This window comes from Luteibacter sp. SVR4-7G (assembly GCF_056755555.1).
On sequence record NZ_JBPGXO010000037.1, the window covers coordinates 1 to 25,215 of the forward strand.

14 protein-coding genes are annotated in these 25,215 nt (G+C 66.0%); 6 read left to right on the forward strand and 8 right to left on the reverse strand.

Annotation, left to right across the window (positions count from 1 at the left end; translation table 11 throughout):
- Positions 1–188: 188 nt before the first annotated feature.
- The 4 genes from ACR9ZH_RS13920 to ACR9ZH_RS13935 form a co-directional block, all read right to left on the reverse strand.
- Positions 189–3,938 carry a translocation/assembly module TamB domain-containing protein gene (locus tag ACR9ZH_RS13920; RefSeq protein WP_481291353.1) on the reverse strand — a complete coding sequence of 1,250 codons (3,750 nt, stop codon included), beginning with the start codon at positions 3,936–3,938 and terminating at the stop codon, positions 189–191.
- Between the two features lie 11 nt (positions 3,939–3,949).
- Complete coding sequence (locus tag ACR9ZH_RS13925; RefSeq protein ID WP_481291354.1) at positions 3,950–5,716, reverse strand: autotransporter assembly complex protein TamA; 1,767 nt, start codon at positions 5,714–5,716, stop codon at positions 3,950–3,952.
- A gap of 160 nt (positions 5,717–5,876) precedes the next feature.
- Complete coding sequence (locus ACR9ZH_RS13930; protein WP_481291355.1) at positions 5,877–8,477, reverse strand: glycosyltransferase; 2,601 nt, start codon at positions 8,475–8,477, stop codon at positions 5,877–5,879.
- A 216-nt stretch (positions 8,478–8,693) separates the two neighbouring features.
- Complete coding sequence (locus tag ACR9ZH_RS13935; RefSeq protein ID WP_481291356.1) at positions 8,694–9,161, reverse strand: Dps family protein; 468 nt, start codon at positions 9,159–9,161, stop codon at positions 8,694–8,696.
- 119 nt (positions 9,162–9,280) lie between these two features.
- On the opposite strand from ACR9ZH_RS13935, the gene hrpA reads away from it, so the two are divergent.
- Both hrpA and ACR9ZH_RS13945 read left to right on the forward strand, forming a co-directional pair.
- Positions 9,281–13,312 (forward strand): ATP-dependent RNA helicase HrpA, encoded by a 4,032-nt coding sequence (gene hrpA, locus ACR9ZH_RS13940; RefSeq protein ID WP_481291357.1) that lies wholly within the window; start codon positions 9,281–9,283, stop codon positions 13,310–13,312.
- Between the two features lie 62 nt (positions 13,313–13,374).
- Positions 13,375–15,441 (forward strand): RelA/SpoT family protein, encoded by a 2,067-nt coding sequence (locus ACR9ZH_RS13945; protein ID WP_481291381.1) that lies wholly within the window; start codon positions 13,375–13,377, stop codon positions 15,439–15,441.
- An 89-nt stretch (positions 15,442–15,530) separates the two neighbouring features.
- On the opposite strand, the gene ACR9ZH_RS13950 is transcribed toward ACR9ZH_RS13945, so the two are convergent.
- Positions 15,531–16,106, reverse strand: coding sequence for a YggT family protein (locus ACR9ZH_RS13950; protein ID WP_481291358.1), 576 nt, complete (start codon positions 16,104–16,106; stop codon positions 15,531–15,533).
- Positions 16,103–16,927: a pyrroline-5-carboxylate reductase gene (proC, locus tag ACR9ZH_RS13955; protein ID WP_481291359.1), complete on the reverse strand. Its 825-nt coding sequence runs from the start codon at positions 16,925–16,927 to the stop codon at positions 16,103–16,105. Before proC ends, ACR9ZH_RS13950 begins: the two co-directional genes overlap by 4 nt.
- A gap of 112 nt (positions 16,928–17,039) precedes the next feature.
- Between proC and ACR9ZH_RS13960 the strand changes: the two genes are divergently transcribed.
- Complete coding sequence (locus tag ACR9ZH_RS13960) at positions 17,040–18,077, forward strand: type IV pilus twitching motility protein PilT (protein WP_481291360.1); 1,038 nt, start codon at positions 17,040–17,042, stop codon at positions 18,075–18,077.
- Positions 18,078–18,373: 296 nt separating this feature from the next.
- The gene (locus ACR9ZH_RS13965; protein ID WP_481291361.1) at positions 18,374–19,537 is read left to right on the forward strand and encodes a PilT/PilU family type 4a pilus ATPase; all 1,164 of its coding nucleotides are present in this window, start codon (positions 18,374–18,376) and stop codon (positions 19,535–19,537) included.
- 133 nt (positions 19,538–19,670) lie between these two features.
- Here the strand turns inward: ACR9ZH_RS13965 and ACR9ZH_RS13970 are convergent, their stop codons facing one another.
- Complete coding sequence (locus ACR9ZH_RS13970; RefSeq protein WP_481291362.1) at positions 19,671–20,036, reverse strand: BON domain-containing protein; 366 nt, start codon at positions 20,034–20,036, stop codon at positions 19,671–19,673.
- Between the two features lie 313 nt (positions 20,037–20,349).
- On the opposite strand from ACR9ZH_RS13970, the gene ACR9ZH_RS13975 reads away from it, so the two are divergent.
- Positions 20,350–20,772, forward strand: a complete 423-nt coding sequence (locus ACR9ZH_RS13975) for a cytochrome C (RefSeq protein ID WP_481291363.1) — start codon at positions 20,350–20,352, stop codon at positions 20,770–20,772.
- A gap of 62 nt (positions 20,773–20,834) precedes the next feature.
- Here ACR9ZH_RS13975 and ACR9ZH_RS13980 read toward each other — a convergent pair whose 3' ends face one another.
- On the reverse strand, positions 20,835–22,484 hold the full coding sequence (locus ACR9ZH_RS13980; protein ID WP_481291364.1) for a putative bifunctional diguanylate cyclase/phosphodiesterase: 1,650 nt from the start codon (positions 22,482–22,484) through the stop codon (positions 20,835–20,837).
- Positions 22,485–22,838: 354 nt separating this feature from the next.
- On the opposite strand from ACR9ZH_RS13980, the gene ACR9ZH_RS13985 reads away from it, so the two are divergent.
- Complete coding sequence (locus ACR9ZH_RS13985; protein ID WP_481291365.1) at positions 22,839–25,055, forward strand: GGDEF domain-containing protein; 2,217 nt, start codon at positions 22,839–22,841, stop codon at positions 25,053–25,055.
- Positions 25,056–25,215 lie beyond the last annotated feature (160 nt).

The following is a 25,215-nucleotide window of genomic DNA, read 5'->3' on the forward strand; positions in this document are numbered from 1 at the left end:
TGGAGCGATTCCGCAGGGAGGCGTAGGCCGGACGAGGACTTAGCGACAAAAATGGCAGGCGCCGGCGACCCGCCGCCGCGCCCAAGCAAAATGCGATGGCGAATGCCGAGCCGGCAAGGTGCGGCGAAGCCGCTGGGGGCCAACCGACGCGAAAAGAGGTCGCGCGCGATGCGCGCTCCTACAAGGGGTTAGCGCTCTAGGCGGTAATTCAGGCTCGCCCGGCTGAAATCGGTCGCGTTCTGTGCCTCGAAGTTCCACTTACGGCTGAAGAGGTAGCGCAGGGTGATGACCTGGCCAGGGTCGAACAGGCCGACGCCGTAGCTGAGGTACAGGCGGGGAGACAGGTACTTGCCCACGGTGAACGCCGACGTGCCGCCCAGGGCGTCGCTATTGCTCACGCCGATATCGTCCACGCCCATCTTCGAGCCCACGCTCTTGGCGAGCAGGTCGCCGGCCGCGGAGCCGAGGGCCTGCGCCGCGGCGCCGACCATGTTGCCTTCGCCACCCTTCACCTGCGACAGCGGCTTGCCGGTGACGAGGTAGGAGAGGGCGTCCGACTGCTCCATCACCGGGTTCGAGAACACCGTGAGGATCGGACGGCGCGCGGTGCCGGAAACATAGAGGCCGACTTTCTGGCCTTCGTCGACGGTGGCATTCGGATTGAGCGTGCGCGCCGCACGGATGTTGAGGCCGGGGTTGTCGATCGGCGTGCTCGCGAACAGCAGCTGGCCCTGCTCGATGCGCAGGTCCTGCCCGTAGGCCTTGTACGTACCGTCGACACCGATCTGTCCCTGGCCGGTGGTGGCCCGGCCCGGGCGCTCGCGCACGTCGAGCTGGCCGGTGATGCGGCCGTCGATGCCGAAGCCGACGAGGTGCACCTTGTGGCCGAGGTCGACGCGGATGTCGGCGGTGATGGGAGCGGACTCCTCCGCCGCCTCGCGCTGCTTGTCGTCGATCACGACCACGTCCGGCGAAGCCTTCGTCGCGCCCGCGCCCGGAAGACGTTCGACGTCGACGTCGGCCATGTCGACGTCCACCTTGCCGTTGACGTTCATGCCCTTGGCATCCTGCACGATCGTGAGGTTCGGCGAGATCACGGCCTTCGCGGCGGGAATATCCACCGCCGTGAACTTCGAGCCCACGATGCCAAGGCGCATCGCCGCCCCGGCGCCGAGCGCCGCATTCCCCTTGATCGACAGCGTGCCCTCGCCCGAACGGATCGTGCCGTCGACGAGATAGTTCTTCGCGTCCTTCGTATCGATGCTGATCCGGCCGTCCTTAAGCTTCAGGCCTGCGCTGGGCACTTCCGCCGCGAAGCCACCGACGATGGCCTGACCCGTGATGGCGGGCGAGGCGACGGTGCCGCCCAGGTTGAAGTTGGCGTCGAGCGCCCCCTTCACTTCGGCCAGCTCCGCCGTGAACAGTTCGATGACGGAAAGATTCTTCAGGTGCAGCGACACGGTGCCGCCGAGCGCCTGCTGCGCACCGCTGACGGACACGTCGCCATTCAGCGTGCCGCCGTCGTTGAGCGACGCGCGCAGCGTCACGCGCTGGTTGCCGGGCGCGAGCTGGGCATTGGCCGAGAGATTGTCGTAAACGAGCAGCGGCCGGTCGCTGCGATCCGTATAGGCGACGGAACCGTGCGCCGAACTGATGTTGGCCTGCCCGGAAAGGGCACCAGCCGCCGTGCGCCGCACGCTGCCTTCACCTTCGAGGATGCCTTCGGCACGCATGGGACTGTTCGACGCCTCGGCCACCGTCATGAGCAGGGCCAGCGGCACGCGGCGCAGACGGTAGCTCGCGTCGAGGTTGCCGGCCTTGTCCTGTTTTGCTGCCACGCACAGCATGGGGTCGCCCGCCGTGAGGCAGAGCTCGCTCATGCTCGCCGTGCCATCCTTCCAGGCGAGCTGGCTGGGGTTCTGCAGGCGCCAGGGCGGGATGCCCTGGTAGTCGATGTCGAGCGCAGACAATGTGCCGTTCCATGCACCGTTCTTCATGGAGCCGGAAAGGCGCAGGTCCGCCGCGAGCGGATGCCCCTTGGCATCGATGCTCAACTGGTGGCGTTCCTGGTTGCCGTCCGCGGCGACAGTCACGCGATCGAAGACCAGTTCGCCGCTGGTCACGCCGGTGCCGGCGAGATTGAGCTTGCCGCCGGGTGCGCTGACGTCGGGAATGTCGGCCTCCAGCGTGAGCGCGTCGATCTTCTGGTCGGCATAGACGATGGCGCTGCCGCGCAGGTTGGCCTTCACCGCCAGCTTCGGCAGGTTGCCTTTCGCCGAGATGTCACCGCTGACGCGGCCGCCCGCACCCGGCAGCCAGTCGCCCAGCGAGGCGATGGCGAGCTTGAGCGTGGCGTCGTTCGAGGTGTCGCCTCGCGCATCGAGGCGGATGCTGCTGTCGCCGGACGCCAGGTCGAGCTGGCCGTTGACCACCTCGCGCGGTTTCAGCGTGAGCTTGCCGCTGCCTCGCAGCGCGCGCTTGCGCAGCGTGCCGTCGAGCTTGCGCAGGTCGAGCGTGCCGAGCGGCTCGTCATGCGCCATCTGGCCTTCGGTGGTGAGGTCGAGGTCGAGCGCACCGGGCCATTCGGCCAGCAGCTGGCCCGGGTCGAAGCGCTCGCCCTTCACGTCGAGCTTCCACGCGAGGGCGGGGTGCAGCGTGAGCGTGCCGCTGGCGGCGAGGTTGCCCCGGGGCTGCTTCAGCTGCACGTTGTGCAGGGTGACGAGGTCGGGCTTGCCGTCGATGTCGAGCGCGAACTTGCCGATCTGGCCGGGCGGGCCGATATCGACGTCGCCTTCCGCGTGGTACGCCTCAGCGCTGCCCTTGAAGGTAAGCTGGCCCGTGCTGGCGAGGTCCTGGCCCGCCACGCTGGCGGGGACGAGAACATCTTTCCAGCGGAGGGCGAGATCGGCCGAGATCGGCTGGGCGGCGATCTCCACCGTGCCCTTCGCGGTCAGCGAGCCCTTCACCTGCGGCGAGCCGACGGTCAGTTCGTCGAGCGTGAGGCGCTTGTACTCGTGGTCGAACCTCGCCTTGATCGGCGACAGGCGCACGCGGTAATCGTTGATGTCGACGTCGCCGGTGAGGTGGGCGCTGTAACGGTCGCCGGTGCCCTTGAGGGCCAGCCCCAGCGATTCGAGCGAACTGTCGCCGAGCAACGGCTTCGGATCGAACCGAGGCGCATCGATGGTGGCGCTCCACGCGTAATCGCCGTTCTGCACGAGATTCGCGTCCACCTGCGCGAGCAAGGGCAGGGTGAGCTTCACGATGGCATGCGCCTTCGCGCCGTCGCTATGTGCTTCGATGTCGCCCGCGTAGTCGATATCGCCGGCCTTCCAGCGGAAGCTGGCCTTGCCGTCGCCCTGGTAACCCTTGCCTACGGCGAGCGTGCCGCCGAGGTCGGCCTGTCCGTCGGGCGCGCGCAGCGCCAACGACTTTACCGCGATGCCATCGCCCGTCCACGAGGCGGCGAGGTCGAGCGAGTTGGACTCGAACACGGCCCTGCCTTCCTGGGTGACGCGCACGTGTCCGATCTTCGCCTTGTCGAGGACGATGTCGAGCGGCGGCTTCAGCGAGAACGGCTCGGAAGGCGTCTCCGGCTCCGGCTCGGGCGGACCCAGCGCGACGTCGATGCCGTCGGCCGTGAGTTCGTACACATGCGCCCGCTTGCGCAGCAGCGAGCCGAAGGAAAAATCCAGGTGCGCGGTGGCGAGGCGCACATCCAGGCCCTTGCCATCGCGGTAGCGGACACCGCCCAGGTCGAGCGGCCCCGCCAACCGGCCCTCCGCCCTTTCAACGGTGAGCGCGTTATCCGTGAATCCTTGCGCGCGTGCCAATGCGAAGCGCAGGCCCGACGACGTTCCGACGAGCCACCACGAGAAAAGCACGACGACCAGGAGCAGCACGCCGATGGCCATGCCGATGCGGATCGTCCATTTCATGCCGGTACTGCTCATAGGTCGGGCCCGATGACGACATGCAGGTGGATGCCGTGTTCGTCCTTGCTGCCGACCGGCACCGCCACGTCGAAACGGATCATGCCAACCGGCGACAGCCAGCGTACGCCCAGGCCCGCGCCCACGCGAGGGCTGTAATCGGTGCCGGTGAACGCATTGCCGGCATCGACGAAGGCCGCCATGCCCCAGTTGCGCGTGAAGTAATGCTCGACTTCGGTGCTGCCCACGAGCAGGCCCTCGCCGCCGATCACGCGGTTGAACGCGTTGCGCGGGCCGATGCTTTCGAAATCGTAGCCGCGCACGGAACGGTCGCCGCCGGCGAAGAAGCGCAGCTGCGGGGGAAGGTCGCTGAAGTTGCTGGTCCAGATCTTGCCCGCGCTGCCGCGCAGGATCAGACGGTTGTTGCCCCAGAACTGGCGGATCCACTTCGCGTCGCCGATGACCTGGGAGAAGCTGGCGTCCGAGAGCAGGGGCCCGGCGGTGCTGCGGGCGGTGAGCGTCAGGGACCAGCCACGCCTGACGAAGGTGGGATTGTCACCGCTCTTCCGGCTCAGCGTGACCTCCGGATACAGCAGCGTGCTGCGGCCTCGCTCCAGACCTTCCGCGTTGTCGCCTTCGCCGCCCCGCTTGCCGACGGTGAACGTGCCGGACAGGGCATTGATGCCGATCGTGCGCTGCCAGCCGTGCCAGAGCCGCGTCTCGTTCGCGACCAGCTGGAGGGTGCGCGACTGCGAGGTGACGGTGTCCGCGTCGCGGAAGTTGGCGCCGAAGTTGAAGCTGCGCTGGTTGGGACCCGGCATGGGGATCTGGTAGAGCGTGGACAGCGTCTTCAGGCGCTGTGCCAGCACCAGCTCGTTCTTCCACTTGTGCCCGCGGTCGTTGATCCAGCGCTTCTCGATGCCGCCGCGCAGGCCGGCGCCGGTATCGGTGCCGAAGAAGGGGCCCCCTGTGTAGATCGTGCGCTTCGCCGGCGCCAGTTCGACGTCGATGTCGATGGTGCCGTCCTTCGCCTTGTCCGTATCCGGGATGACGTTGACCACGGCGAAGTAGTCGGCGCCATTGAGCGCCTGCTGAAGCTCGAGCAGCTGGCTCTGCGAGAAGTAGTCGCCGCTCTTGAACGGCACGTAGCGATCCAGGAAGCCGTCGCGGAACTGGGAGTTCTTGAAGTGGATGCGGCCGTAGCGGTAGCGTTGCCCCGCTTCCCATTTGAGGTTCACCGTCGCGCTGCGTTCGGCGCGATTCACTTCCACGGTATGGGTGACCAGCCTGGCGTCGAGGAAGCCCGTGGCGGTGAGCGCACCGCCCACGGCATCGCGCGCGCCGTCATAGGTACCGTCGTTGAGCGGCTTGTCCTTGAGGTTTTCGACGCCGCGCAAGGCGCGCCGGATCGCCGGTACCTTGCCGGCATCGCCGCTCATCCCGACGTTCACGGAAGTGACCTTCACGGGAAGTCCCGGCACGACGTGCAGCGTCACCTGCCAGTCCGCACCGACCTGCTTCAGGTCGCCGGTGGCAGTCGCCTCGTAGTAGCCGTAGGGCCGCAGCGCCGACTGGACCTCATCGGGCGCTTTCTCGTAGAGGCGACGGACCTGGGCAGCGGTGACGTCGCGATGCGCGTACTGGCTCAGTTCCACGCCGGCCGCCACCGCGTTGCGCAGGTTCTCGTCCACGCCGTCGACGCGGAGCACGACGCCTGCATGGGCGATCATGGGAAGCAGGAACCACGGCAGAAGCAGCAGTCCATGGCGTCTGGTTCGGCGCATCAGCGTCCCGTTCCGTACGTGATCCAAGGCCGGGGGTGCGGCCACAGCGGGAGGCGATCCACTGCCTCTGACGTCAGGTCTTGGCCTAACTTACCGCGCTGGGCACGCGAGGTCGATACACGAATGTGAACGGATAGCCGTGTTTGTTATGTTTTTTCGGTCAACCCGCCTCGTCGCCGGCACGGTGCGCGATCCAGGCACCGACCAGCGCGGACACGTACGGGATCGATTGCGCGCCAAGGATGAACATCCAGAGTTCGCTCTCGATGTAGTTCGTACCGTAATGCAGCGCCATGCCGACGACAGCGCAAAGCAGGGCGATGGCCATGAGACCTTCCTCACGCACGGGTGCGAAGGCCGCGAAGCTGCTGCCGCCCATGCGCCGGCTCTTCGCGGTGACCACGAAGGCCGTCTTCTCCCGGGTAAGTCCGTGCAGGATGCCGCGGGCGATCGCGTGGGAAAGGCCCATGCTGGCCACCGAGGCCATGATCGTGTCGTACCAGCCGCAGGGGACGCGCGCGCGGTACAGCACCACGCCGAAGATCGCCTTGGCGAAGAAGAAGCCGATCACCGGGATGAGGAACAGCTGCATCGGCAGGTTGAAGTATTCCGGCGCGTAGATCATGCCGGCGGTCCACAGCAGGCCCATCATCGTGAAGACGAAGTGCAGCGCATCGGCGAACCAGCTGAACCAGCCGGTGAGGAAGTGGAAGCGCTGGCCGGCCGAGAGCGGTCCCTTGCGCGTCATCCAGCTCCAGCGGCCCTTGAGGATCTGCATGGCGCCGAACGCCCAGCGGTAGCGCTGGCTCTTGTATGCCTTGAAGTCGGCGGGCGTGAGGCCCTTGCCCATCAGCTCGTCGACGTAGACGAGCTCGTAGCCGGCGTGCATCAGGCGCAGGCCCAGCTCGGCATCCTCGCAGATCGTCCACTCCGACCAGCCGCCCGTGCCCTCGAGGGCGGAGCGGCGGACCATCGTCATGGTGCCGTGCTGGATGATGGCGTTGCGCTCGTTGCGGTGGTGCATGCCGATGCGGAAGAAACCGTCGTATTCCCACGCCGTCATGCGGCGGAAGCGGTTCTTCTCGAAGTCGCGGTGGGCCTGCGGGCACTGCACCACGGCCACCTTCGCGTCGTGGAAGTAGCCGGTGAGCGACGACAGCCAGTCCTCGCGCACGACGTAGTCGGCGTCGATCACGGCCACGACCTCGGCGCGCTCGTCCGTCGCCGTCAGGCCGAAGTTGAGCGCGCCCGCCTTGTAGCCCGGCCACGGTTCCAGGTGGAAGAAGCGGAACTTAGGGCCCAGCTGCTTGCAGTACTCCTCCACCGGCTTCCACACCGCGGGATCCTTGGTGTTGTTGTCCAGCACCAGGACCTCGAAGTTCTCGTAGTCCAGCGCGGCCAGCGAGTCGAGGGTGATCTGCACCATCTCCGGCGGCTCGTTATGGCAGGCCAGGTGGATGGACACGAAGGGCTGCTTCTCCACCGGGTCGGCCGGCAGCATGCCCGCGTAGCGCACCCAGCTGCGCCGCCACAGCACTTCGGTGAACTCGAAGCCGTTGATCAGCAGGATGCCGAGGATGGCGATCTGCGCCGGGAACAGCAGGATCAGCATCGCCCAGTCGAACGGGCTGAGGTAGAAATTGAAGGGCAGGGTCGCCGACCAGACGATCAGGCCGCAGGCCAGCTGGATCAGCGCCATGAAGAACAGCCGGCCGGTCAGCTTGAAGCGGCTGAAGCGGATGCCGAACCAGAGCATCGGGAAGAAGGCGAGCAGGGAGGCGGCGAAGGCCTTCCAGGGCCAGCCCACGTCTTCCGTCACCGGGCCGGTGAAGGGGAACTTCAGCTGGCGGTCGGCGTTGAACATGCCCCAGTACGCGCCGGTGCGGCCTTCGCCCAGGTTTTCCTTCCACGGCTGGTCGATGGCCTCGAGGACGTAATAGTCGTCGATGCCGTTGGCCTTGGCCTGGTTGAAGAACGTGCGCAGGAAGATCGCCTCGTTCGACACGCTGGGGTAGGCGTACTTGAAGCGGTCGCCGTTCGACGGCCAGCCGATCTCGCCTATCGCCACGTGCATGCCCGGGAACTGCGCGCGCAGGGCCTTGTAGCTCTCGATGGAATCAGTGACGCCGGCACGGGCCTCGATGCCGTTCCAGTAGGGGAACAGGTGGACCGTGATGAAGTCGACGTGGTTGACCAGCTCCGGGTTCTGCATCCAGATGTGGAACGGCTCGGCGATCGATACCGGCTGATGCACGGCCGCGCGGACCCGGTCGAGGTAGCTCATCATCTGCTCGGGCTTCAGATCGCCGCGGAACAGCACTTCGTTGCCCACGATCACCCGGCTGATGGTCTTCGGATAGCGCCGCGCCTGGGCGATCAGGGCCTCGATCTCGCGCTCGTTCGTCTCCAGGCGGGCGTCGATCAGGGCGCCGGCCATCACGTCGAGGCCTTCCTTCTCGGCCAGGCGGATGACCTGGGGGTTCTCCAGCATCGAATAGGTACGGATGCGCGGGGAATAGCGCTTGATCAGGCGCAGGTCGCTGTCGATTTCGGCGTCGGTGGAGACGTCGCCCTTGATCGGATTCTGGTAGCGCTGGTAGGCGGTGAACGCGAAGCCCGGCACGGGACCGTGCCAGTCGTCCGGGCCATTGGGCAGGTTGGCGACGAGCCAGAGCCCGAAATTCAGGGCCGCGACCACGATCGCGAGGATCAGCGCGGCGAGTATCGGATGGCTTCGTTCGGTCGTGGCGGCAGCGCTCAAAACAATCCCCGGACCGGTCGGCCCCCGAGTGGCATCAGTGAGGTAACCGGGGGAGCTTAACGAACGGGGCGGAACTGCTCAACGGACGGCGGCCCACCCGGTCAGCAGGGGTTGTAGGAGCGTGCTTGCGCGCGACGGCTTTTCGCGGGGGAGCAGCAGGGCCTGTGGCTCCTCGCGAAAGGCTGTCGCGCGCGTTGCGCGCTCCTGCGGGAGGGCTTATTTCAACAGGGAACGCAGCATCCAGGCCGTCTTCTCGTGATCCTTCAGGCGACCGGTGACCATGTCAGCCGTGCCCTCGTCGCCCACGCCCTCGGCGGCCTTGATGGTGTCGCGGGAGGTGGCGGCGGCGATTTCGTGGCCTTCCACGAGCTGGGCGACCATCTCCTTCCACTCCGGCACGCCCGGCTCTTCCTTGATCGAGGTGAGCTTGGCGAACTGGGTGTACGAGCCCGGGGCGAACACGTCGAGGATGCGGATGCGCTCGGCGACCTCGTCGGCGGCCAGCCAGAGGGCGTTGTACTGGGTCTCGAACATGGCATGCAGGCTGTTGAACTGCGGGCCGGTGACGTTCCAGTGGAAGTTGTGCGTCTTCAGGTACAGGGAATAGGTGTCCGCGAGGAGCCGCGAGAGCTGCTTCGCGACAGCTTCCCGGTCCTTCTTGGCGATACCGATATCGATGGCCATGGTGCGACTCTCCTTAGGTTTTTTCGGATCTCAGAATGGAATCCTAACGATCCGCAAGGTCTACGTGAAATGAAAGGTTCCGATGTCCCCGATAGGCACACGCTATTATTGGCTTCCCCATGAGCATCTCCACAAGCCCCACGCGACATCCAGCCCCCGACCCGCGCCTGCGTGAACTGCGCGACGCGCTGGCGCAGGTCTCCAGCCGCGACTTCGGCCGCCTGCTGGGCCGCTGGCGCGCGCTGTCGCGCAAGCCCGATGCAGGGAAGCTGCAGGCCCTGGCCGCCGACATCGCCGCCTCGGCCGCGCGCCGCGCCGCGCGTGTGGCCGCCAAGCCCGCGATCTCGGTGGATGCCTCGCTGCCTATCGCGGCGCGGGCCGAGGACATCGTGAAGCTCATCCGCGAGCACCAGGTCGTGGTGATCGCCGGCGAAACCGGTTCCGGTAAGACCACCCAGCTGCCCAAGCTATGCCTGGCCGCCGGCCGCGGCGAGGCGGGCATGATCGGCTGCACCCAGCCGCGCCGCCTGGCCGCGCGGTCCGTAGCTACCCGCGTCGCCGAGGAACTGGGTACGCCGATCGGCGACAAGGTCGGCTTCCAGGTCCGCTTCACCGAGAAGGTGTCCGACCAGGCGCTGGTCAAGTTCATGACCGACGGCATCCTGCTGGCCGAGACGCAGTCCGATCCCTGGCTGTCGGCCTACGACACGATCATCATCGACGAGGCCCACGAGCGCAGCCTCAACATCGATTTCCTCCTGGGCTACCTCAAGCGCCTCGCCGCGCGGCGACCGGAACTGAAGATCGTCGTCACCTCCGCGACCATCGACACCGAACGTTTCGCCGCGCACTTCGGCGGGGCGCCGGTGGTCGAGGTCGAGGGCCGTACGTATCCCGTGGAGGTCCGCTACCGCCCGCCGGGCGAGCGCGTGGAAGGCAACGTCGCCCAGCAGGTGGCCGATGCCATGGACGAGATCACGCGGGAGGACCCGCGCGGCGACGTGCTGGTGTTCCTGCCCGGCGAACGCGAGATCCGCGACGCCCACCTCTTGCTCTCGCGCCGGCAATACCGCGAAACCGAGGTGCTGGCGCTGTATGCGCGGTTGTCGGCGGCGGAGCAGGACCGCGTGTTCCGTCCCGGGCCGAAGCGGCGCATCGTGCTGGCGACCAACGTGGCGGAAACCTCGCTGACCGTGCCGCGCATCCGCTATGTCGTCGATTCCGGCACGGCGCGGGTGAAGCGTTACAGCCAGCGCGGCCAGCTCGAGCGCCTGCACATCGAGCCCATTTCCCAGGCCGCCGCCAACCAGCGCAAGGGCCGCTGCGGACGCGTGGGACCCGGTACCTGCTATCGCCTCTACGAAGAGGCGGACTTCGCGCTGCGCCCGGAATACACCGATCCGGAACTGCTGCGCTCATCGCTGGCGAACGTCATCCTGCGCATGCTCGCGCTGGACCTGGGCGAGGTGGAGGATTTCCCGTTCCTGGAGGCGCCCGATCCGCGCATGGTCGCCGATGGTTACCGCCGCCTCGCCGAAATCGGCGCGATCGACGACGAGCGGCGGCTTACCGAAGTGGGGCGCACGGTGGCGCGCCTGCCCATCGACGTGCAGCTCGCGCGCATGCTGGTCGAGGCACGCCGCCTCGGCAGCCTCGCGGAGCTCATCACCATCGTGGCTTTCCTCAGCACCCAGGACCCGCGCGAGCGGCCGCCGGACGCGCGCGGCCAGGCCGATGCGGCGCATGCCCGCTTCGCCGATCCGAAGTCCGACTTCGTCGGCGTGCTGAACCTGTGGCGCGAATACCTGTCGGCGGCGGAGGAACTCACCTCGTCGAAGCTGCGCGACTGGTGCTCGCGGCACTTCCTGAGCTTCATGCGCATGCGCGAATGGCGTGAGCTGCACCGGCAGCTAGTGCTCGTCGCGCGCGACATTGGGTGGGAAAGCCCTCGCAGCAACGAAAGCGCCCCTGTAGGAGCGCGCCCCGCGCGCGACAGCCTTTCGCGAGAAGGCATCAGTACCCCGGCGTCCTCGCGAAAAGCTGTCGCGCGCGAGGCGCGCTCCTACAGGGGCTCTGCGTCTGTCCCCTCCGCTCGTCCCGAAGGCGATGCGCTCTTCGAGGCGATCCATCGCAGCCTGCTCGCGGGCTTGCCGACCCAGGTCGGGCACAAGGACGAGAAGGCCGTCTACCGCGGTACACGCGAGCGGCGCTTCCAGGTGTTCCCGGGCTCGGCACTCGCCAAGGCGCCGCCTGCATGGCTGTTCGCCGCCCAGATCCTCGATATAGGCGGCCGCGTCTGGGCGATGATGTGCGCGCGCGTCGACCCGGCGTGGATCGAGACCCAGGCCAGTCATCTCGTCCGCGCCACGGCGCGCGACGCGCACTGGTCGCGCAAGCGCGGCACCGTCGTCGCATACGAGCAGGTGACCCTGTTCGGGCTGGTGCTGGTCGAGCGGCGCCCGGTGACCTTCCAGCGCCAGGATCCCCGGCTCGCCCACGAGATCTTCGTCCGCGAGGCGCTGGTCCGTGCCGACCTCGACAGCCGTGCCGACTTCGTGCGTGCGAACGCGCGTGTGCTGGAACAGGCGCACGATATCGAGGCCAAGCAGCGCCGCGCCGGCCTGTTGCGTTCCGACGAGGCGCTTGCCGCGTTCTTCGAGGGAAAGTTGCCCGAGAGCATCTCCGACACGCGTGCGCTGGATGCGTGGTACCGCAAGGCCGCTCCGGCGGAACAGGCGGCACTGCGCTGGACCCTCGCCGACGTGATGGATACCGGCGCCGGCCTCGACCCCAAGGCGTTCCCCGCGTCGCTGGACATCGGCCAGCACCGTTACCGCCTCGAATACCGCTTCGTGCCCGGCGATCCGGCCGATGGCGTCACGATCCACGTGCCCCTGGCCTTCCTCAACGCGTTGCCGGCCGCGCGCGGCGACTGGCTGGTCGGCGGCCTGCTCGCCGACAAGGTGGCCGAACTGATCCGCGCGCTGCCGAAGGCGTTGCGCCGCAACTTCGTGCCCGCGCCGGACTTCGCCCGTGCCTTCGTCGAAGCGGAAACACCGCGCGACGAACCCCTGGTATCGGCGCTCGCGGCGTTCCTGAAGCGCACGACGGGCGTCGACGTCGACGCATCGGCCTTCGCCGACGCCGAGCTGCCCGCGCACTTGCTCATGCGTTACCGCGTGCACGACGAGGAAGGCCGCACCGTTGCCGAGGGACGCGACCTCGCGGCCATCCGCGCACGATGGGAAGGCAAGGCGCGCGAGGCTTTCTCGCGCAAGACGGACGTCGAGCTCACGCGCGAAGGCATCGTTGCCTGGGACTTCGAATCCATCCCGAAGGAAGTGCGCTCGGAGGGCGGGCTCAAGGCCTATCCGGCGCTGGTGGATCTCGGCGAAGCCGTGGCCCTGCGCGTCTTCGAGCGCGCCGACGAGGCCGCCGAGGCTCATGTCGGTGGGGTCGAGCGCCTGCTGCGGCAGGCGCTCGCTCCTGAATTCAAGCGAGCACGCCGGCAGCTGCCGATCGGCAATCCGCTTTCGCTGAAGTACGCGCCGCTGGGCAGCGTGGATGGCCTGCGCGACGACCTCGTCGAAGCCGGTTTCGCCGATCTCATCGGCGAGCGCCGGCTCGATGCGCGAACGCAGAAGGAATTCGAAGCCGTGCGCACCGACGTCGCGCGCGAGTTGTTCGGCGCGGCGATGGCGCGGCAGAAACTCGCCGAACCGATCATCGAGGCCCAGGCCGAGCTGAAACCGTGGATGGAGCCACCGCTCATCGGCTTCGCCAAGGCCAGCTACGACGACCTGCGCGAACAACTGGCCGCGCTGCTGCAGCCGGGCTTCCTGCGCGAACTCCCGCGCGACCGGCTCGCGCACTATCCGCGCTACCTGAAGGCGATGCGGCTGCGTGCCGAGCGCCTGCGCCAGGATCCGGCACGCGATCAGCAGCGTATGCTGCAGGTGTTGCCGTACTGGCGCGCGCTGCTCAATGCGGGCGGCACCGCGCTCGACGACCCCATCTGGCAGGAGCTGCGCTGGCTCCTGGAGGAGTGGCGCGTGTCGCTGTTCGCACAGGAACTGAAAACGGCCGAGCCGGTGTCGGCGAAGCGGCTGGCTCGCGCGCTGGAAACGGCGCAGGCGGAGGACAGGCGATGAGCGAGCCGCGGGACGAAGTCGCTGGGCCCCTGCCTGCGAAGGGGCGGCGGCAGGATGCGGCGATGCCGCAGACGGAGCGTGCGCGCGAAGCCTGCGCCGCATTGCCCGTCGCCGCGCGTGCGGAAGGCGAGACGATCATCGAGTTGCTCCGCCTGCTCGGCTGTGACGACGAAACCTGCGCATCGGCGCTCTGGTTCTCGCTGCAGCGCGGCTTGCCGGGTGCAGCCGACGAGGCGGCGAAGGGCTGGGCGCCCTCGTTGCGCCGGCTGGTCGACGGCCAGGTCGAGGCCGAGAAGGTATGGGCCCTGCATGCGCAGCGCGGTTCGGCAAGCGGAGCCGAAGGCCTGCGCCGCCTGCTGCTCGCGATCATTCGCGACCTGCGCGTGGTCTTCGTGCTGCTGGCTCGCCAGCTCGCGGCCATGCGCACGGCGATGACGCTGCCCGATCACGAGCGCCGCGAACTGGCGCAGCTCACCTCCGATATCCACGCGCCGCTCGCAAACCGCCTCGGTATCTGGCAGCTGAAGTGGGAGCTGGAAGACCTCGCGTTCCGCTACCTGGAGCCCGACATCTACCGCCGTATCGCGCGCCTGCTCGACGAGCGCCGGGCAGACCGCGAGAGCTTCATCGCCGCCAGTCTGGCGGAATTGCGCACGGTACTGGGGGAAGCGGGTATCCGTGCCGACCTTGCCGGACGTCCGAAGCATATCTTCTCCATCTGGAAGAAGATGAAGAAGAAGGGGCTGGAGTTCTCCGATCTTTACGACATCCGCGCGGTGCGCATCCTGGTCGACAGCGTGGGCGACTGCTATGCCGCGCTGGGCATCGTGCACAGCCTGTGGCCGCACCTGCCGGGCGAATTCGACGACTATGTCGCGCGGCCCAAGGGCAACGGCTACCGCTCCCTGCATACCGCCGTGCTGGGTCCGGAAGGAAAGACCCTCGAGGTGCAGATCCGCACCCATGAAATGCATCGCGCCAACGAACTCGGTGTGGCCGCGCACTGGCGCTACAAGGAAGGCGGCGGCGCGGATGCCGAGTTCGAGGCGAAGATCGCCTGGATGCGCAAGCTGCTCGAACCGCGCGGCGAGGACGAGGCCGAACTGGCCGCCGGCTTCGAAACGGAGCTGATGGAAGACCGCGTGTACGTGCTCTCCCCCAAGGGCGAGGTCATCGACATGCCGCGCGGCGCTACCGTGCTGGACTTCGCGTACCACATCCACACCGAGGTGGGACACCGCTGCCGTGGGGCCAAGGTCAACGGGCGCATCGTGCCGCTGACCACGCAACCGCGCAGCGGCGACCGCGTGGAAATCCTCACCACCAAGGTGTCGGAACCCAGCCGCGACTGGCTGTCCGCGCACCACGGTTACCTGCATACCTCGCGGGCGAGGGAGAAGGTGCGCGCGTGGTTCCGCCGCGAAGCGCACGAGGCGAATATCCTCGCGGGCAAGGCGACGCTGGAAAAGGAACTGCGCCGGCTCGCGCTGGACGACGTGGACCTGGGCAGGCTGGCGACGCACTTCCGCCTGAAGAACGTCGACGATCTGTACGTCACCGTGGCGCTGGGCGAAGTGTCGCTCGGCCAGATCGCGCGTTCCCTGCAGGAACCGGCGGAGCCGGAGATCACGCAATCGGGCAATCCCGTCGCGTCGCGCGCCGCCCAGCATGATCGCGGCGCACTCTCGATCGAAGGCGTGGGCAACCTGCTCACCACGCTGGCGCGCTGCTGCCAACCTCTGCCGGGCGATCCGGTCCGCGGCTTCATCACCCGCGGCCGCGGCGTATCGGTGCATCGCTCGGACTGCGGCTCGCTGGCCCGCCTCGCCCGGCGCGATCCGGACCGCGTGATCGAGGTGGGCTGGGGCAGGGTGGACGTGCAGAACTACGAAGTGGACGTGGAACTGCGGGGTTACGACCGCAAAGGCCTGCAGAAGGACGTGGCCAACACGATCAACAACGTGGGACCGCACATCGTCGCCTCCTCCAGCCGAGTGCACGTGCGCACAGGCGAGGTGGAGATGCGCTTCACGCTACGGGTGAAGGATTACGAACAGCTGTCGACGCTGCTGGGCCGGCTGGGCGCGCTGCCGAACGTGACGGACGCCCGCAGGCTAGGCGGCAGGTAGGAGCGCGCGCTGCGCGCGACATGTTTTGAGGCCTTGAGCCACAGGCCCTGTTGCTCTCCGCGAAGGGATGTCGCGCGCTGGGCGCGCTCCTACGCGCCCAGCAGCAACCGCATGCCCCAATCCGCCAGGGGTTGCGCGATCAGCATGCGCGCCAGGAACAGCCCCAGCAGCACCGCGGTGGGCGAGAAATCCAGCCCGCCGATCGTCAGGCGCCCGCGGAAAGGGCGCACCAGCGGCTCGGCCAGGCTCGACACCAGCCGGGCGACCGGGTGGTAGCGGTCGGTGGACAGCATGCTCATCAGCGACCACACGAAGACCAGCACGATCCAGGTCAGCAGGAAGAAATCCAGCGTCTCGGCGATGCCCGCCACCAGGATCCCCAGCGGTGCCGGCGCGACCCCGGCGATGGCCACCATCAGCGTCACCTTCACGCATTCCAGAACCAGGATGATCAGCAGCGCGGCCGTGTTCACCCGGCGCACGTTCGGCAGCACCTTGCGCAGCGGCCGCAGGACAGGATTGGTGTAGCGATAGAGGAACTGGCAGATCGGGTTGTGGAAGTCCGCGCGATGGGCCTCGGCCAGCAGGCGCAGCACGAAAAGGGTGACGATGGCGCCGAAAGCGAACTGGAGCAGCATCGCCCCGGCATTGGTCAGGTAATTCACGTCTTCGATTCCATGTCTTCGGAAAGTTCGATGCCACGCCGGCGTGCCGCGTCTACCGCGCGGGCCACGACTTCGGGGAAATGATCGGTACGGAAGCTGTCCAGCGCTGCCTGGGTGGTGCCGTTGGGCGAAGTGACCTTCCGGCGCAGCGTCGCCGCCGTCTCGCCGCTTTCGACCAGCATGCGGCCGGCGCCGTAGGCGGTCTGTGCGGCGAGGGCGCGGGCCGTCTCGCGGCTCAGGCCCTGGGAGAACGCCGCGTTCTCCAGTGCTTCCACCAACAGGAAGAAATAAGCCGGACCCGAGCCGGACAAGGCCGTCACGATATCCAGCTGGTCCTCTTCCGGCACCCACACGGTGAGCCCCGCGGCATCCAGCACGTGCTGGGCCTCGGCCCGTTGCGGCGCGCTGACCCTGGCGTTGGCATACAGCGCCGTGGCGCCCACGCCGAACATGGCCGGCGTGTTGGGCATGCAGCGCACGACCGGGAGGGCCGCGTCCAGCCAGCGCTCGAGCTGCTGGATGCGGATGCCCGCGGCGATGGAGATGACCAGGGGCCGGTACTTCTGGACCACCGGGCGCAGGCCGCGGCAGACCTCGGCCAGCATCTGCGGCTTCACCGCCAGGACGAGGATGGAAGCGCCCTCGGCAGCGTCGAGGTTCTCGGTGTAGGTGGCCACCCCGTATTCGCGGGAGAGTTCCTGCAGGGCTTCGGCGCGCGGCTCGGCCACGGCGATGCCGCCGGGCTGGGCGCCGTGGCGGATCATCCCGGCGATCAGCGCGGTGGCCATGTTGCCTCCACCGATGAAGGCGATCCGGTTCATGGGGTAACTCCGTAGGCGACCTCGTTCACAACGCGGAAGCATATACGGACATGCGCCTTGCCGCCGACCCCCGGGCATGCTTACCTATGCCCCACCAAGAAAGGGGACCCCAATGGATATCGCCGAACTCCTTGCCTTCTCCGTGAAGAACAAGGCCTCCGACCTGCACCTTTCCGCGGGTCTGCCGCCGATGATCCGCGTAGACGGCGACGTCCGGCGCATCAATATCCCGGCCCTGGAGCACAAGCAGGTCCATTCGCTGATCTACGACATCATGTCGGACAAGCAGCGGCGCGATTATGAGGAATTCCTCGAAGTCGACTTCTCGTTCGAGATCCCCGGCCTGGCCCGTTTCCGCGTCAACGCGTTCAACCACAACCGCGGCGCCGGCGGGGTGTTCCGTACCATTCCCTCGGAAGTGCTCACTCTGGAAGACCTGGGCGCGCCGAAGATCTTCCGCGAGCTGATCGAGCAGCCGCAGGGCCTGATCCTGGTCACCGGCCCGACGGGTTCGGGCAAGTCCACGACGCTGGCGGCCATGGTCGACCACGTGAACAAGAACGAGTATGGCCACATCCTCACGGTGGAGGACCCGATCGAATTCGTGCACACCTCGCAGAAGTGCCTGGTGAACCAGCGCGAAGTCCACCGCGACACCCATGGCTTCAACGAGGCGCTGCGTTCCGCCCTTCGTGAAGACCCGGACTACATCCTGGTGGGCGAGCTTCGCGACCTGGAAACCATCCGCCTGGCGCTTACCGCCGCGGAAACGGGACACTTGGTGTTCGGCACGCTGCATACCTCGTCGGCGGCCAAGACCATCGACCGCATCATCGACGTGTTCCCGGCCGGGGAAAAGCCAATGGTCCGCTCGATGCTCTCGGAGTCGCTGCGCGCGGTGATCTCGCAGTCGCTGCTCAAGAAGGTGGGCGGCGGCCGTACCGCGGCGCATGAGATCATGGTGGGCATCCCCGCCATCCGCAACCTCATCCGCGAGGACAAGGTGGCGCAGATGTACTCGGCCATCCAGACCGGCCAGCAGTACGGCATGCAGACCCTGGACCAGAACCTCGCCGACCTGGTGAAGCGCGGCCTCGTGACCCGCCAGGAAGCCTCGACTTATGCGAAGAACAAGGAAGGCTTCCGGTAGGTTGGCGACGCCGGGCTTCTCACGCCCGGGGGGTAGGAGCGCGCCTTGCGCGCGACAGCTTTTCGCGAATAAGCCACCGGCCCTGTTGCTCCTGGCCCCAGAAGCTGTCGCGCGCAGGCGCGCTCCTACACAGATAGGGAAGCGCGCCATGCCTGTGAGTACCATGTGCGCCTTGGGCGAGGGAGGCGTGCCGGGCGCCCGGGAGCGTGAATCGCGTCCCTGCGCGCTCCCCTGCCACAGGTATATGATCGCCTCCACAGGGGACGCCGGCCCGGTCCGGCAATGGGATACAGGCCATGAGCGACTTCGATTTCACTTCTTTCCTCAAGCTGATGGTGCACAAGCAGGCCTCCGACCTGTTCATCACCGCCGGCGTCGCGCCTTCCATGAAGGTGCAGGGCCGTATCGTGCCCATCACGCAGAGCCCGCTGTCCGCGCAGCAGTCGCGCGACATGGTCCTGAACGTGATGACGCCCGCCCAGCGCGAGGAGTTCGAGAAGACCCACGAGTGCCAGTTCGCGATCAGCGCCTCGGGCATCGGCCGCTTCCGCGTGTCGTGCTTCTACCAGCGCAACTGCGTCGGCATGGTGCTGCGCAGGATCGAGTCGAAGATTCCCACGCCGGAAGAACTCAACCTGCCGCCGATCATCAAGCAGCTGGCGATGACCAAGCGCGGCATCATCATCTTCGTCGGCGGTACCGGTACCGGTAAATCGACCTCGCTGGCCTCGATGATCGGCTACCGCAACCAGAATTCCACGGGCCACATCATCACCATCGAAGACCCGATCGAATACGTGCACAAGCACGAGGGCTGCATCATCACCCAGCGTGAGCTCGGCATCGATACCGACAGCTGGGAGAACGCGCTGAAGAACACCCTGCGCCAGGCCCCGGACGTGATCATGATCGGCGAAGTGCGCACGCGCGAGACGATGGAGCACGCGATCAACTTCTCGGAAACCGGCCACCTCTGCCTGTGCACCCTGCACGCGAACAACGCCAACCAGGCACTGGACCGCATCCTGCATTTCTTCCCGGAAGACCGCCGCCAGCAGCTGTTCATGGACCTTTCCCTGAACCTCAAGGGCATCGTGGCGCAGCAGCTGATTCCCACGCCGGACGGCAAGGCGCGCCGGGTGGCGGTGGAAGTGCTGCTCGGCACGCCGCTTGCCCAGGATTACATCCGCCAGGGCGAGATCCATAAGCTCAAGGAGCTGATGCGCGATTCGAACCAGCTCGGCATGCGCACCTTCGACCAGAGCCTGGTGGAGCTGTACCACGCGGGCGAGATCTCCTACGAGGACGCCCTCCGCCACGCCGACAGCTCCAACGAAGTCCGCCTGCGCATCAAGCTGGCCCAGGGTGGCGACGCGCATACGCTGTCGCAGGGGCTGGAAGGCGTGGAGATCGACAAGAGCAACGATCGCAATACGTTCGGCGGCATGCTTCACCGCTAACCGCGGGTCCGAACTGCACCGCTAAACCATGGGGCCGACACGATTGTAGGAGCGCGCCTTGCGCGCGCTGAGTCTTTCGCGAAGAGCTGTCGCGCGCAAAGCACGCTCCTACATTTTCACGCTACGCAGGGGCTTACTTGGCCGCGCCGGAAACGGTCAGGCCGCTGGCGTCGACGCTCTTCACGCCCTTGACGCTCTTGGCCAGGTGCTCAGCCTTGTTCTTTTCGCCGGCCGTGGCGACCGTGCCGGTCAGAGTGACCGTGCCATCCTTGGTCTCCACCGAGATGTCGGTGGCCTTGACGTTCTTCGCGGTAGCGAATTCCGACTTCACCTTCGTGGTGATCCAGCTGTCATCGACCTTGCCGGCGACGGTCTGGTTATCGCCCTTCGAGGAGGCCGCCGCGGAGTCCTGCGCATAGACCTGCGCGAAGGGAGCCGCGCCGATACCGGCGACAAGAGCGGCGGCGAACAGGGCTTTACGGAGGTTGGCGTGGTTCATGGGTGAACTCCTTCATATCTCGCGCTAATGGGTCTGGCGATGGCGCCACGCGCTGTGGCTGCCGGTCGCGGGGCCTATGGAAGCAGCGCATCCGTGAACGATTCGTGCCGAAAAATCCTGTTCGTTCAGGATGGTGGCATCCCACTTTGTGGGGAGGCCGGAACCATGCGGGCGTGTTCTTATGCCGCTCGCTCCTGCCCCCGGTCTTCCCCTGGATCGCCCTCGCTCTCCGAAACGGACATATATGTCGTCGAAATACACTCGTGTGCTAATCGCCGCTCTCGTCGCCCTTTCGATCGTACCGGTATGCAGCATGGCCACCGCCAGCGCCGCCAGCGCCGCCGTGCAACGTGGCCGCTACCTCGTGCAGTTCGGCGGGTGCAACGACTGTCACACATCCGGTTATGCGCAGCGCGAAGGGAAGGTTCCCGACAGCGAATGGCTCGAGGGTGATGCGGTCGGCTTCACTGGCCCATGGGGTACGACGTACCCGGTGAACCTGCGCCTGACGCTTAGTCAGATGAGCGAAGACGTCTGGGTCACCTATGCGCATAGCCTCCATGCGCGGCCGCCCATGCCGTCTTTCACTCTCAACATCATGAAGGAACAGGACCTGCGCGACATTTACCGGTTCATCCGGTCGCTCGGGCCGGGCGGTGCGCCTGCGCCGGCGTATGTGCCGCCGGGCAAAAAACCCGCTGGGCCGCGGGTGATCTATCCGGGTGTCGCCCCATAAGATAAAACGCCCGCGGAAGCGGGCGTTTTCATGCGCCGCTCGCATTCCGGTAGTCCTTTGGATCAGCGGACATCGATCACCGTTCCGGCCCCGCCCTTCGCTACAGGGCGGTAGCGGGAGCTTGGAATGGGTACATTTTTCGCGAGAACGGCTTTGATGCCCGCAGCGGGAGTCGCTTGACCAAGCCAGTAGCCCTGCCCTTGTGTACATCCGTTTCGCTTCAAACAGCTGAGCTGCTCGGGATCCTCGATGCCCTCGGCGACTGAGGTCAGGCCAAAACCTTCGGCAAGGCCCACGATCGCGCGAATGACCACGAGGCTGTAGTGATCGGTGACCACATGCATGACAAAGCGCCGGTCAATCTTGATCTTATCGAGGGGGAATGACAGCAGTTGGGCCAGCGTGGCGTACCCGGTACCGAAATCGTCGAGAACAATGTGTACTCCGTGCTCGCGCAGTTGCTCCATGGCCGATCGTGCCTCATCGACACGCTCCACCATAACGCTTTCCGTGATCTCGATCTCCAGTCGCGGAGGACTAAGCCCATGCTCGGCCAGCACGGCCAGGATTCGAGGCACAAGGCCGGGATCTTTGAGTTGGATCGCCGACACATTGAACGCCATGAATAAATCACCCGGCCAGTGACGGGCATCAGCACAAGCGCGACGAAACAGCTGATCGCCGAGAACGCCGATCAGGCCGATCTCTTCGGCCAGCGGAATAAAGTCCTCAGGAGAAACCTCACCTAGCACTTCGTCGTTCCATCTTGCCAGCGCTTCGAATCCGACGATCCGATTGTCGTTTAGCGATACAAGTGGCTGGTAATGCGGAACGATGGCATGGCAGTTCACGGCCCTGCGCAGCCTTTTCTCCATCAGTATGCGTTGATCGACGTGGGCGTCCATTCCCATCTCGAAAAAGCGGATTGATGACTGGTCGTCCGTCTTACCCCGAGAGATCGCCCGTTCGGCGTGCTGAATCAAGGCGGCCGACGTCATGCCATCGCTCGGCGCCACGGCGATGCCGATGCTCACACCTAAGGTGACGGCAGTGTCGTCGATCGAAAATTCCTCTGACATCGCCAACACGATGCGACGGGCCAGCCCGGCCGGCTCATCCAGTGAAACAATCCTCGGCATGGCGATCGCAAAAGCGTCGCCCCCCGTCCTGGCCAAGACAGCGCCCTCCCGAAGCAGTGCCGCGATACGGCCGGCAACATCGATGATCATCTTGTCCCCCGCCCCGTGTCCGTGCAGGTCGAAGACGCGTTGATATCCCTCGAGGACGACCACAAGAGTAGCCGCCGCGTCTGCATGAGCCATGGCGCTAAGGTGCTCGTCCAGTTGCTGGGCGAAGAAGCGTCCGTTAGGTAGCCCTGTGAGGTGGTCATGTCCGGAAAGCATGAGCGCTTCCCGCTCGGCGCGGAGTCGACGCGTCATTTCGCGGCTAAAGTCTCTATAACGGCGAATGCCATAGACAGGCCCGGCGACACTGAGAACGAAACCCACAAACAGGATGTCGTCCAACTCAAGGTGTTGGTAAGACAGCGCCAACGCGAAAATCCGCCGGGGCAGACCGAAGATGTGCGCGAGGGCATATGCAATTCCGGCAAGGGCGAAGAGGAAAACCCCATCGCGAACATCACGTCGCAGCCATGCCACCCGCACGATGCGCCCGTACAGCCCCTTCCATGCGTCGAACCATTTCTTCATGACTCGACTCCCATTTGAACGAATATGCGAATGGGCACTAGCCGCGCCAGGCGGAAGGCTTACCTCAAACTCAGTATGTTCATAACGGGGTGGGCGGGCGTGAACGCCTGCTCACGTCAGTTTCACCTGTCCGCCCGCGATATGGCTTTCTAGTGCGTTGAGCTCCGAACGCACCGGCGGCCTCTTAGGCGTCGGATGTGACATCGCCCCATCGTATGGTGACGCCTCGTCATCACTGACGCGGCACTTCGCCTTGCCCACGAACTACCCTCGCTCTGCATCAGCTCCGGTTTTCGGCCCGGACAATGACTGACGCGCTCGTGAGGGGAGCATGCCAAACTACTGGGGCCCACGATGTCGACCTTCTTCGTTAACCAGCTCGACTTCATTTTCTTCTTCTATGGCCTGGCCTTTATCCTGCTCGGCACGACCTGTCTGGCGATTGCGAGAAGCAAAGGCAATGGAGAGGCCTGGGCGATACTGGGCGGATTTGCCTTTATCCATGGCGTGGGTGAATGGCTTGACCTGACCGCGTTGATCGTGGGCGATGGCTTGGCCTTCTCGGTCGTGCGCACGATGCTCATGACGGTCTCGTTCGTGTTGTTGCTGGACTTCGCCCGGCTGGAAGCGATTCGCCTCGGCTTGAACCTTCCCGGGCGATGGATGTACGTGCCGCTGATGATGTTCGTGGCATTGGTCGGCCTCGCCACCGGCGTCACCGCCGCGAACGTTGCCGCACGCTATGCCATCGCACTCCCCGGCGCGCTGGGGGCGGGTCTCGCATTGGCTTGGGGGGCGAGGACGCTATCGGGCGGGGCTCGGCTCGCCGGCGTCTCTGCGGCGCTTGGGCTTGTGCTGTATGCCGTTGCCGCGGGCGCGATCGTTCCGACCGCGGCCTTCTGGCCGGCGAACACCGTGAACCACGCCTGGTTCGTCGGCCTGACGGGAACACCCATTCAACTCATCCGCGGATTGCTGGCATGCTGGATTGCGTTTTCTGTCTGGGCGATCTGGGTGCAGCAGTTGGCCCGGCAACTCGCCTCGGCCAGATATACCGCGTTCGTACGCCAGCAGTTCGCCTGGACCCTGGTCGCCATGGGGACCATTCTCGTCTCGGGTTGGACGCTTACGGAATTCCTCGGCGGAATCTATCGGCAAAACGTGCAGGAAGAGTCGCGCCGCGATATCGATCTGCTGGCGAGCCGGCTTACCGGGGAGACGGCCACGGTCGATGCCATGGTGAAGGCGCTTGCCGGATCCGCGTCGATCCGGCCGTGGCTGACCGACGCCAGCCGCCCGGACCATGACGCCGGCCAAACGTTCCTCGACCTGGGTGTCGAGGCTGCGGGCGCCCAGCGAGGTTACATAGTCGATGGGATGGGCGCCGTGGTGGCGTCGTCCAATCCACGGGACCTCCGGCAGGGAGCGCCGAGTTACGCGTCCGCGCCGTATTTTCGGCAAGCCATGGCCGGGGAGGGAGGTTATCAATTCGTTTTCGACGCCGCGGCCGGGCTGCACGAGTATCACGCGAGCCAGCCGATCCGCGACGAGGGCGGCAAGGTCGTCGGGGCGGCGGTCCTCACGAAATCGCTGGAACTCTTTGAAGCGGATCTGCGGCAGTACGACCGCCCCTACTTCTTCATCGATCCGCAAGGCGTGGTGGTGATGACGAATCGACCCGATGCGCTGCACCGTACGCTCTGGTCACTTCCGGCTGAGACAAAGGCATCGGTGTCGCGCGAACTCGGCAAGTTGGACGATCGCCCCATGCTCGAGCACGAGGTCGTAGACGGAACATGGGCGACGGTCGACAACGAACGCAACTATGTGCGCCGTCGTTTTGCCGAGCACAGCCAGTGGTCTCTCGTGATCCTGAAGCCGACTCGCGAGATCTTCGCCACTCGTTTCCTGGGCATTGTCATCACCCTTTTGGTGACGGTCATGACGTTGATTTATCTACTCGGTAAAGGACGCTGGGTACATGATGACGTCCTGGCGGACAATCGCATCCGAATGCAGGAGCTGACCCGGGATCTGGGCGCCAAAGCGACCACGGATGCTCTCACCGGCTTGCGCAATCGACTGGACTTCGATCAGACGCTGGCCAGTGAAATGATGCGATCCGAACGCTATGGGACGCCACTGGCGGTGATCCTCTACGACATCGACCACTTCAAACGGGTAAACGACACCTACGGCCACCTGGCCGGTGACAAGGTCCTCGTCCAGCTGGCCCGGTTCATGCCGAACCTCATCCGTAAAACCGACTTCCTCGCCCGTTGGGGCGGCGAGGAATTCATCGTTCTCGCCCCAGGATCCGGGGGCCCGATGGCATTCCAGGCGGCCGAGAAACTGCGCGACGCCGTCGGCCAAGTCATCTTCGAAGATGTCGGCACGGTCACTTGCAGTTTTGGCGTGGCGCAATGGGCGCCCGGTGAAAGCGCGGCCGAGTTCATCGCCCGTGCGGACGAGGCGCTCTACCGAGCGAAGGCCAATGGTCGCAATCAGGTGGTATTGGCTCCCCAATCCGGAACCATCGATGCCGAAATAAGCCCGGCGGGCTCGCGTTAGGCGTCGATAGTCCGGTACGCCCGGTCATGCTCACGCTGCCATCTCGTCGGGCTGCCTGCGGTTGTGTCAGGGTTGCGTCGGAGTCACGCGGAGCTCGAGACAAACGGGGTCATGACGTGGTGTCTCGGGCCGTTCGTTGCCAAATAGCGGTGGGAACAAA

Coding starts and splice junctions, on each gene's coding strand:
- ACR9ZH_RS13965 (WP_481291361.1), top strand. CDS start 18,374: ATGAGCGACTTCGATTTCACTTCTTTCCTCAAGCTGATGGTGCACAAG.
- ACR9ZH_RS13945 (WP_481291381.1), top strand. CDS start 13,375: ATGCCGCAGACGGAGCGTGCGCGCGAAGCCTGCGCCGCATTGCCCGTC.
- hrpA (WP_481291357.1), top strand. CDS start 9,281: ATGAGCATCTCCACAAGCCCCACGCGACATCCAGCCCCCGACCCGCGC.
- ACR9ZH_RS13975 (WP_481291363.1), top strand. CDS start 20,350: ATGGCCACCGCCAGCGCCGCCAGCGCCGCCGTGCAACGTGGCCGCTAC.
- ACR9ZH_RS13970 (WP_481291362.1), bottom strand. CDS start 20,036: ATGAACCACGCCAACCTCCGTAAAGCCCTGTTCGCCGCCGCTCTTGTC.
- ACR9ZH_RS13935 (WP_481291356.1), bottom strand. CDS start 9,161: ATGGCCATCGATATCGGTATCGCCAAGAAGGACCGGGAAGCTGTCGCG.
- ACR9ZH_RS13960 (WP_481291360.1), top strand. CDS start 17,040: ATGGATATCGCCGAACTCCTTGCCTTCTCCGTGAAGAACAAGGCCTCC.
- ACR9ZH_RS13920 (WP_481291353.1), bottom strand. CDS start 3,938: ATGAAATGGACGATCCGCATCGGCATGGCCATCGGCGTGCTGCTCCTG.
- ACR9ZH_RS13925 (WP_481291354.1), bottom strand. CDS start 5,716: ATGCGCCGAACCAGACGCCATGGACTGCTGCTTCTGCCGTGGTTCCTG.
- ACR9ZH_RS13985 (WP_481291365.1), top strand. CDS start 22,839: ATGTCGACCTTCTTCGTTAACCAGCTCGACTTCATTTTCTTCTTCTAT.
- ACR9ZH_RS13980 (WP_481291364.1), bottom strand. CDS start 22,484: ATGAAGAAATGGTTCGACGCATGGAAGGGGCTGTACGGGCGCATCGTG.
- proC (WP_481291359.1), bottom strand. CDS start 16,927: ATGAACCGGATCGCCTTCATCGGTGGAGGCAACATGGCCACCGCGCTG.